This is a genomic window from Dietzia sp. CW19 (assembly GCF_014145265.1).
In the GTDB taxonomy this organism is placed as follows: domain Bacteria; phylum Actinomycetota; class Actinomycetes; order Mycobacteriales; family Mycobacteriaceae; genus Dietzia; species Dietzia natronolimnaea.
On sequence record NZ_JAALEE010000051.1, the window covers coordinates 1 to 6,956 of the forward strand.

At 70.7% G+C, this 6,956-nt stretch carries 5 protein-coding genes and 1 pseudogene; 3 read left to right on the plus strand and 3 right to left on the minus strand.

The genetic code is table 11. The features are described 5' to 3' along the window. The 3 genes and pseudogenes from G6021_RS01860 to meaB form a co-directional block, all read left to right on the plus strand. A pseudogene (locus G6021_RS01860) lies at positions 1-314 on the plus strand (methylmalonyl-CoA mutase); the annotation flags it as partial. A gap of 1 nt (position 315) precedes the next feature. Continuing rightward, positions 316-2,631 carry a methylmalonyl-CoA mutase gene (gene scpA, locus G6021_RS01865; protein ID WP_241736384.1) on the plus strand — a complete coding sequence of 772 codons (2,316 nt, stop codon included), beginning with the start codon at positions 316-318 and terminating at the stop codon, positions 2,629-2,631. Positions 2,632-2,759: 128 nt separating this feature from the next. Next, the gene (gene meaB / locus G6021_RS01870) at positions 2,760-3,731 is read left to right on the plus strand and encodes a methylmalonyl Co-A mutase-associated GTPase MeaB (protein WP_346034559.1); all 972 of its coding nucleotides are present in this window, start codon (positions 2,760-2,762) and stop codon (positions 3,729-3,731) included. Between the two features lie 24 nt (positions 3,732-3,755). Here the strand turns inward: meaB and G6021_RS01875 are convergent, their stop codons facing one another. From G6021_RS01875 to G6021_RS01885, 3 genes are all read right to left on the minus strand, one after another. Next, a complete protein-coding gene (locus G6021_RS01875; RefSeq protein ID WP_182640546.1) occupies positions 3,756-5,009 on the minus strand; it encodes a sigma-70 family RNA polymerase sigma factor in 1,254 nt (417 codons plus the stop codon). 40 nt (positions 5,010-5,049) lie between these two features. After that, positions 5,050-5,397, minus strand: coding sequence for a YciI family protein (locus G6021_RS01880; protein WP_179525288.1), 348 nt, complete (start codon positions 5,395-5,397; stop codon positions 5,050-5,052). Between the two features lie 377 nt (positions 5,398-5,774). After that, on the minus strand, positions 5,775-6,956 hold a 1,182-nt coding region (locus G6021_RS01885; RefSeq protein WP_182640547.1), incomplete at its 5' end, for an acyltransferase.

Genomic DNA, 6,956 nt, shown 5'->3' on the forward strand with positions numbered 1-6,956 from the left:
CCTTCATCGCCAACCTGCTCGCGGCGGGCGGGATCGAGGCCCGCAACCCCCTGGCCACCGCGGCCGACCAGTACGCCGGGGTCCGCGAGGGGGAGGAGATCGCCGTCCTCTGCGGCGCCGACAAGCGCTACGCCACCGAGGGCCCGGAGGCCGTCCGGGCGCTGCGCGAGGCGGGTGTGACGACGGTGTACCTCGCGGGCGCCGAGAAGGGGTTCCCCGCCGACGCCGACGACCGACCGGACGGATACCTCGCGACCGGGATCAACGCCGTCGCCGCCCTGACCACCCTCCTCGACCAGCTGGGAGTGAAGTGAGATGACCACCTTCCCCGATTTCAGCATCTCTCCGCTGCGGGGGTCCACCGACGGAGCCCCCCAGCCGGGTTCCGTCGACGAGGGCCCCACGTGGGAGACCCCGGAGGGCATCGACGTCAAGCGGGTGTTCACCAAGGCGGACCGTGACGCGGTCGAGACGGGCAGCGCCCCGACCGACGACGGCGAGAAGGTCACGCCCTTCCCGCTGGACACCGTCCCGGGCGCCGCGCCGTTCCTGCGCGGTCCGTACCCGTCCATGTACGTCAACCAGCCGTGGACCATCCGGCAGTACGCCGGCTTCTCCACCGCGGCCGAGTCCAACGCCTTCTATCGCCGCAACCTCGCGGCGGGCCAGAAGGGGCTGTCGGTCGCGTTCGACCTGGCCACCCACCGCGGGTACGACTCCGACCACCCCCGGGTCGCCGGGGACGTCGGGATGGCGGGTGTGGCGATCGACTCGATCCTGGACATGCGCGAGTTGTTCGACGAGATCGACCTGTCCGCGGTCTCCGTCTCGATGACGATGAACGGCGCCGTCCTGCCGATCCTCGCGTTGTACGTGGTTGCGGCCGAGGAACAGGGGGTGGCTCCGGAGCAGCTCGCGGGGACCATCCAGAACGACATCCTCAAGGAGTTCATGGTCCGTAACACCTACATCTATCCGCCCACGCCCTCGATGCGGATCATCTCGGACATCTTCGCCTACACCTCCCGCAAGATGCCCCGGTTCAACTCGATCTCGATCTCCGGCTACCACATCCAGGAGGCCGGTGCCACGGCGGATCTGGAGTTGGCGTACACGCTCGCGGACGGCGTCGAGTACCTGCGCGCCGGGCTGGACGCCGGGCTGGAGATCGACAAGTTCGCCCCTCGGCTGTCCTTCTTCTGGGCGATCGGGATGAACTTCTCCATGGAGATCGCCAAGCTGCGGGCGGGCCGCCTGCTCTGGAGTGAACTGGTGGAGAAGTTCGGACCGCAGAACGAGAAGTCCAAGTCCCTGCGGACCCATTCCCAGACCTCCGGCTGGTCGCTCACCGCCCAGGACGTGTTCAACAACGTCGCCCGCACGTGTATCGAGGCCATGGCCTCGACGCAGGGTCACACGCAGTCGTTGCACACCAACGCCCTCGACGAGGCGCTGGCGCTGCCCACCGATTTCTCCGCCCGCATCGCGCGGAACACCCAGCTCCTGCTCCAGCAGGAATCGGCGACGACCCGCCCCATCGACCCCTGGGCGGGGTCGTACTACATCGAGTGGCTCACCGCTCAGCTCGCCGACAAGGCCCGACTGCACCTCATCGAGATCGAGGAGGCGGGCGGGATGGCACAGGCGATCGGCGAGGGGATCCCCAAGCTCCGCATCGAGGAGGCCGCAGCCCGCACCCAGGCGCGGATCGACTCCGGTCGCCAGCCGGTGATCGGGGTCAACAAGTACGTCGTCACCGAGGACCAGGAGATCGAGGTCCTCAAGGTCGAGAACTCCCGCGTGCGCACCGAGCAGCTCGCCAAGCTGGACAGGCTCCGGGCTGAGCGCGACGAGGCCGCCTGCCAGGCGGCCCTGGACAGGCTCACCGAGGCCGCCGGCGGCGGGGCCGGGAGCGGTATGGAGAACAACCTCATGGCGCTGGCCATCGACGCCGCCCGCGCCCACGCGACCATCGGCGAGATCTCGGACGCGCTCGAGAAGGTCTACGGTCGACACAAGGCAGAGATCAAGACCCTGTCCGGCGTGTACCGGCAGGAGGTCTCCAAGGAGGGCGCCGTGGACAACGTCACCAAGGCGATGAAGATGGCCGAGGAGTTCGCCGAGTTGGAGGGTCGCAGGCCGCGCATCCTGTTGGCCAAGATGGGACAGGACGGCCACGACCGCGGGCAGAAGGTCGTGGGGACCGCCTTCGCCGACCTCGGCTTCGACGTGGACATGGGCCCGTTGTTCCAGACCCCGGAAGAGGTCGCCCAGCAGGCCGCGGACGCCGACGTCCACGTGGTCGGCGTGTCCTCCCTGGCCGCCGGTCACCTCACCCTGGTGCCGGCACTGCGCGAGGCGCTCGCCGCGGTGGGCCGTGCGGACATCATGGTCACCGTCGGTGGCGTCATCCCGCCCGGTGACTTCCAGGAGCTCTACGACGCCGGGGCGACCGCCATCTATCCCCCCGGCACCGTGATCTCGGACGCGGCGATCGAACTGCTCGGGGCACTGGCCCGGGAACTCGGTCACGAGCTGCCCTCCGCCGGCCCGGAGTCCCCGGGATCGGACGCCGCGGGCTCGGCACCGGCGCGCCCCGGCGAGGGGGCAGGGGCGGGGGCCGAGTCCTGAACCGCCTCGGCTCCGGTCCCGATCCCGCGGGCTCGGGCAACGTCTCGGGCAGCCTGTCCACCACGCTCGGTACGGGTGCGGTCCGCGGTCCGGTCCCGTCCGCGACGGGCCCGAGGCCGCGCCGGGAGATCGACGTGGCGGCCCTCCTCGAGGGGGTACTCGAGGACGATCGTCCCGTCCTCGCCCGCGCCATCACGTTGCTCGAGTCCACGAACCCCGCACACCGCGAGAAGGCCCAGGAGTTGCTTCTCGGCGCACTCCCGCACGCCGGTGGCGCGTTGCGCATCGGGATCACCGGGGTACCGGGCGTGGGGAAGTCCACGTTCATCGAGTCCTTCGGTCTGTATCTGGTGGAGAAGGGCCACAAGGTGGCGGTCCTCGCCGTCGACCCGTCCTCCACCCGCACCGGCGGGTCGATCCTCGGCGACAAGACCCGGATGGCCACGCTCTCGACGGAACCCCGCGCCTACATCCGGCCGTCGCCGACCTCCGGCACGCTCGGAGGGGTGGCGAAGGCCACCCGCGAGACGATGGTGCTGCTCGAGGCGGCGGGATTCGACGTGATACTCGTCGAGACGGTGGGGGTGGGACAGTCCGAGGTCACCGTCGCCGGAATGGTCGACTGCTTCACGTTCCTCACCCTCGCCCGCACCGGAGACCAGCTCCAGGGCATCAAGAAGGGCGTCCTGGAGCTGGCGGACGTCGTCGCCGTCAACAAGGCCGACGGCCCCCACGTCAAGGACGCCAGACGCGCCGCGCGGGAACTCGGCGCGGCACTGCGACTCGTGCGACCGGCGGACTCGGCGTGGAAGGTGCCCGTCCTGACGATGTCGGGTCTCGAAGGTGACGGTCTGGACGACTTCTGGGATGCCGTCCGTTCGCACCAGGATACGATGGGGAAGATCGGCGAGGTCGAGGCCCGTCGAGCCCGTCAGCAGGTCGAATGGACCAGGTCGATGGTGCACGACACACTCATGGCGAGACTCGCGGCCGACCCCGAGGTGCGTCGGGTCACGGCCGATGTCGAGCGGCGTGTCAGCGAGGGGACGTTGACTGCGGCCCTCGCCGCCCAGGCGATCATCGACGCCTTCGACAGCTGACGCGCCGACTCGTCGGCGAGTACGTCAGGCGTTCCACCACCTGCGGACCAGGTACTCGCGCTCGGAGGCGTTCTCCGTGAGCTGGTGGGCACGCGCCCAGGTCCGGCGGGCCTCGTCACCGCGGCCGAGTTCCTCGAGCGTCGTCGCCCGCGCCGCGTGGAACGGGTGGTGCCGCTCGAGCTCCGCCTCTCCGGCGAGGGCGTCGAGTTGCCGAAGGCCTGACTGCGGTCCGTCGCGGCGACCCACGGCCACCGCACGCGCCATCCGGACGACGGGTCCGGGTGCGAGAGCGAGGAGGAGGTCGTACAGCACCACGATCTGTGCCCAATCGGTCGACTCGACGTCTCGCGACTCCGCGTGGACCGCGGCGATCGACGCCTGCACCGAGTAGGGCCCCGGCCCGCCGGCCGCGGCCTCCATCGCCAGGGCCAGCCCCTCATCCGACGCCAGACGGTCCCACCGGTCCCTGTCCTGCTCGCGCAGCGGGACGGGGAGGCCCTCGTCGTCGACCCTGGCCGGCGCGCGTGCCTCGGTGAGCAGCAGGAGAGCGAGCAGGCCCGTCGCCTCCGGCTGCCCCGGTACGAGCCTGTGCACGATCCGGGCGAGGCGGATGGCCTCCGTCGTGAGGTCCCCGCGCAGGTGGCCGTCACCGGTGGACGCGGCGTATCCCTCGGTGAAGATCAGGTAGATCACCGCGAGCACCGCGGGCAGTCGCGCCGGCAGATCATCCGGGCCGGGGGTGCGGATCGGGATCCGCGTGACCCGGAGGCGCTTCTTCGCCCGGACCAGGCGTTGCTGCACCGTCGTCACCGGGAGGAGGAAGGCGTGGGCGATCTCCGTCGTCGTCAGACCGCCGAGGTATCGCAGGATCAGCGCCACCTGCTCGTCGGTCCTGAGCGTGGGGTGGCAGCACGCGAAGAACAGCTCGAGCCTGTCGTCGGGGATCTCGTCCGGTTCCACGACCGCACGGACCGGCGGCGCGGAGGTTCGTCGGTCCTCCTCGACCCGGAGACGCGCGAGACGCTCGGTGAGCGCCTTCTCCCGCCGGAGCCGGTCGATCGCCTTGCGGGTGGCGGTGGTCGTGAGCCACGCGAGCGGGGAGTCCGGCACCCCGGTACGGGGCCAGGCCTCGATCGCCGCTTCGAGCGCGTCCTGGGCCGCGTCCTCCGCGAGATCCAGATCCCCGAAGCGTGACGCCAGCGTGGCGAGGAGGCGCGAGTGCTCCTCGCGCCGCAGTGCGACCAGCACGTCCGACGCCGCCGGGCCCGGGGCGGTCACGGGGTCACCCCCGCGTCGCCCCGGACCCGTCGGTCCGGCATCAGAACTCCAGCATCGCGCGGACCTCGACCCGTCCGCCCCTGGCGCCGGGGCACTTGGCGGCCCAGGCCAGCGCCTCGTCGATGTCCGCCACGTCGATGACGATCGTGCCGCCCACGAACTCCCTGCTCTCGGCGTACGGACCGGACGTCACGACGGCGTCCGTCCCGCCCGCGGGGATCCTGACCGTGACGCCGGTCTCGGGGTCCTCCAGAGCGAAGCCACCGGCGAGGACGCCGGCCTTCTCCAGCTCGGCGTCGAAGGCCATGAACTCCTCGACGCCGGGCCCTTCCTCCTCGCCGCAGCGCACGTCCTCGAGGTTGGCCATAAGCAGCAGTACGTACTTCATGTCGATCTCCTGACTGGGAGTGGTGGATGCCGGCCGCGGTGTTGTGCGCCGACACCTCCATGACGAACAGCCGCCGCAAGATCGACAGGTTCGCACAATAATTCTCCGCGCTCTTCCGGATTCCGCTCCCGGGCGCACCAGGACGGGAGTCCTCAGCCGTCGGATCCACACGCTGCAGGCTCACCCACACGCGACATCTCGTCCGGGAATGACGATCACGCGTGTGGATTCAGACGTGAGACGACCGAGGAGGCGGTAGAGGTCGACGCCCGGCCCGCCGACGCCCGGGGTCAGTACCGATCGTCTGTTCTCCTTCGTCGTGACCGCGCGCCTGTCCGCGGTCGTGCGGCTCACCCTACGAGAACTCGGCGCCGAATTCAGGCGTGCGGAGAGAGGAGCTTTCGCGCCGGTTCCTCGATGAACCGGTAACTGGCCGCGCCCACTGCGATCGACCCGGCCACGGTCACGGGCCAGATGACGCCCATCCGCCGGGTCCACAGCGAGGTGCGGGTGAGCGGGAACGCGTAGTGCAGCACGATCAGGTGCCAGAGGAAGATCCCGTACGACCAGCGGCCGATCGCCTGCAGGGGTGCCGACTCCAGGACGCGGAAGCGCGTGCCCGCCGGGGCCAGGACGACCGGCCCGAGGAAGAAGAACGCCATCGCCGCGGTGAGCCCGTTGCGCGCGGCGTACTCGCGGCCGCTCGGGTGGTGGAAGCCCTCGGAGAACCAGCGGGTCGACGTGGTGGCGAGCAGCGCCCCGGCGCCGGCCGTCCACCAACCCCACCTGGCATAGGATGCCCGGCTCAGTCGGGCGAGCAGTCCCGGGCGGGCGGTGGCCAGCTCGGCCAGCAGCATCCCGGAGGCGAACCAGGCGGAGAACGCCGGCGGCAGGATCTGGACGTTGATGCCCCTGGGCAGGAGCCGCAGGCGCTGCCAGGGGATCAGCGGGAACAGCAGGCCGGAGAGCCCGAAGGCGCCGACGGCGGGCAGCCGCCATCGGGCCCTGTCGCCCCGCAGGTTCCTCATCCCGGTCCACAGCGCCGGGAGCGCCACGTAGTAGGCCATCTCGACCGCGAGTGACCAGGCGTGCGTGAGCCCGGAGACGAGAAACCTCCGCTGGTAGATCTGCGTCAGGGTGAGGTTGCGCAGCCAGACCACGGGGCCGTTGATCCGGTTCTGGGGGAGGAGCACCATGGCGACGGCGACGAGCACTGAGTACGCGGGCATGATTCGCACGAGCCGGGCCCGCAGGTAGGGGATCACCGCGCGGGCCGTTCCCGGCCGGTCGCGGCGGGCGTGGTCGGAGTGTGCCCGCCACAGCAGGAAGCCGGTCTTGGCGAAGAACACCGCGACCAGCATGTCCAGACGACCGTAGAGGCGGCGCACCGGCGTCCCGTAGGACATCCGGGTCACGAACGCGACGTGGGTGGTGATGATGCCGATCGCCGCGAGGCCGCGGAGACCCTCGAGCGCCGGGATGTGACCGCGAGCACCGGCGAGCCGCGGCTGCTGCACCCCGGTGGCCTCGGCTGCGGCGGTGTCGGGAGCGTCGGCCAG

Excerpts from the sequence above, each read along its gene's own strand:
- G6021_RS01880 (WP_179525288.1), bottom strand. The coding sequence starts at position 5,397 with ATGAAGTACGTACTGCTGCTTATGGCCAACCTCGAGGACGTGCGCTGC.
- scpA (WP_241736384.1), top strand. The coding sequence starts at position 316 with ATGACCACCTTCCCCGATTTCAGCATCTCTCCGCTGCGGGGGTCCACC.